Annotated in this window: 12 tRNA genes; all 12 read left to right on the forward strand. The window is 45.9% G+C overall.

The features are described from left to right. Positions 1 to 36 precede the first annotated feature (36 nt). The 12 genes from LPKJCM_RS08310 to LPKJCM_RS08365 all read left to right on the forward strand — a co-directional run bounded on the left by LPKJCM_RS08310 (position 37) and on the right by LPKJCM_RS08365 (position 1147). A tRNA-Asn gene (locus LPKJCM_RS08310) sits at positions 37 to 109 on the forward strand. Positions 110 to 123: 14 nt separating this feature from the next. After that, positions 124 to 215 (forward strand) — tRNA-Ser (locus LPKJCM_RS08315). A 20-nt stretch (positions 216 to 235) separates the two neighbouring features. Further along, positions 236 to 307 (forward strand) — tRNA-Glu (locus LPKJCM_RS08320). A gap of 4 nt (positions 308 to 311) precedes the next feature. Continuing rightward, positions 312 to 384: transfer RNA gene (locus tag LPKJCM_RS08325), tRNA-Val, on the forward strand. A gap of 16 nt (positions 385 to 400) precedes the next feature. Continuing rightward, positions 401 to 474, forward strand: a tRNA-Asp gene (locus LPKJCM_RS08330). Between the two features lie 61 nt (positions 475 to 535). Continuing rightward, a tRNA-Phe gene (locus LPKJCM_RS08335) sits at positions 536 to 608 on the forward strand. A 5-nt stretch (positions 609 to 613) separates the two neighbouring features. After that, positions 614 to 696: transfer RNA gene (locus tag LPKJCM_RS08340), tRNA-Tyr, on the forward strand. Between the two features lie 6 nt (positions 697 to 702). Continuing rightward, positions 703 to 773: transfer RNA gene (locus LPKJCM_RS08345), tRNA-Trp, on the forward strand. A gap of 14 nt (positions 774 to 787) precedes the next feature. Continuing rightward, positions 788 to 860 (forward strand) — tRNA-His (locus LPKJCM_RS08350). 7 nt (positions 861 to 867) lie between these two features. After that, positions 868 to 939 (forward strand) — tRNA-Gln (locus tag LPKJCM_RS08355). Positions 940 to 958: 19 nt separating this feature from the next. Further along, positions 959 to 1029 (forward strand) — tRNA-Cys (locus LPKJCM_RS08360). Between the two features lie 33 nt (positions 1030 to 1062). After that, positions 1063 to 1147: transfer RNA gene (locus LPKJCM_RS08365), tRNA-Leu, on the forward strand. Positions 1148 to 1461 lie beyond the last annotated feature (314 nt).

The following is a 1461-nucleotide window of genomic DNA, read 5'->3' on the forward strand; positions in this document are numbered from 1 at the left end:
GCCCCCTGCGAGGGTAGGACGTTGCCACGCGATTATTCCGGCATAGCTCAGTTGGTAGAGCACCTGACTGTTAATCAGGTTGTCGACGGTTCGAGCCCGCCTGCCGGAGTTATTATTTTTAATGGAGAGTTGTCCGAGCTGGCCGAAGGAGCATCATTGGAAATGATGTAAACGGGTAAAAGCCTGTTTCAAGGGTTCGAATCCCTTACTCTCCGTAACCGAATAATAAGTTTATGACCCGTTGGTCAAGTGGTTAAGACACCGCCCTTTCACGGCGGTAACATGGGTTCAAATCCCGTACGGGTCATTTTGGAGGATTAGCTCAGCTGGGAGAGCATCTGCCTTACAAGCAGGAGGTCACAGGTTCGATCCCTGTATCCTCCATTTCCATAGCAACATTGGTTCGTTGGTCTAGTTGGTTAGGACGCCTGCCTGTCACGCAGGAGATCACGAGTTCGAGTCTCGTACGAACCGTTGTTATGTATTTGAAAATTGAATACACAACATCAGTATTATTACATTCAAGATGGTAAATGGCTCGGTAGCTCAGTCGGTAGAGCAATGCATTGAAGCTGCATGTGTCGGCAGTTCGATTCTGTCCCGCGCCATTCATGGAGGGGTAGCGAAGTCTGGCTAAACGCGGCGGACTGTAAATCCGCTCCTTCGGGTTCGGTGGTTCGAATCCACTCCCCTCCATCTTATAGGGATATAGTTTAATGGTAGAACTACGGTCTCCAAAACCGTCGGTGTGGGTTCAACTCCTACTATCCCTGTTAATAATACTATGGCGGTATTGGTGAAGTGGTTAACACATCGGTTTGTGGATCCGACACGCGTGGGTTCGATTCCCACATACCGCCTTTTGATTGGGTTATAGCCAAGTGGTAAGGCAACAGACTTTGACTCTGTCATGCGCTGGTTCGAATCCAGCTAACCCAGTTGGGTTAGCCAAAGTTATGGCGGTATAGCCAAGTGGTAAGGCAGAGGTCTGCAAAACCTTCATCGTCGGTTCGAATCCGATTACCGCCTTTTTCCATGTATTGGCCAATCAAATATTATTTTGCCGGAGTGGCGGAATTGGCAGACGCGCTGGACTCAAAATCCAGTGATCGTTGAGATCGTGTGGGTTCGAACCCCACCTCCGGTACTAAGTAGTCACATAGAGCATTTTAAAAAGAAGTGAAACGTTGATATAACAGCGTTTCACTTCTTTTTTTATATTGTCAGTCATATAGATTCACATGGTTCATCAAAAGTGGTTCTACAATATCTGTTGTTGGTAATAGATTTTTATCTATTACTGATAACAGTTTTTTTATTTATCATTAGAATAAAAAAGCGGACATTTTGAGGTGTACCCCCAAAGTTAAAGTAAATATTTGCTTGTCTTTCCTAGGCGGCCCGGAGTCGATATTTTATCGGCGATGTGCCGCCTAGTTTCATTTGAATTCGTTCAGTATT

The organism is Lentilactobacillus parakefiri (genome assembly GCF_002157585.1).
Taxonomy (GTDB): domain Bacteria; phylum Bacillota; class Bacilli; order Lactobacillales; family Lactobacillaceae; genus Lentilactobacillus; species Lentilactobacillus parakefiri.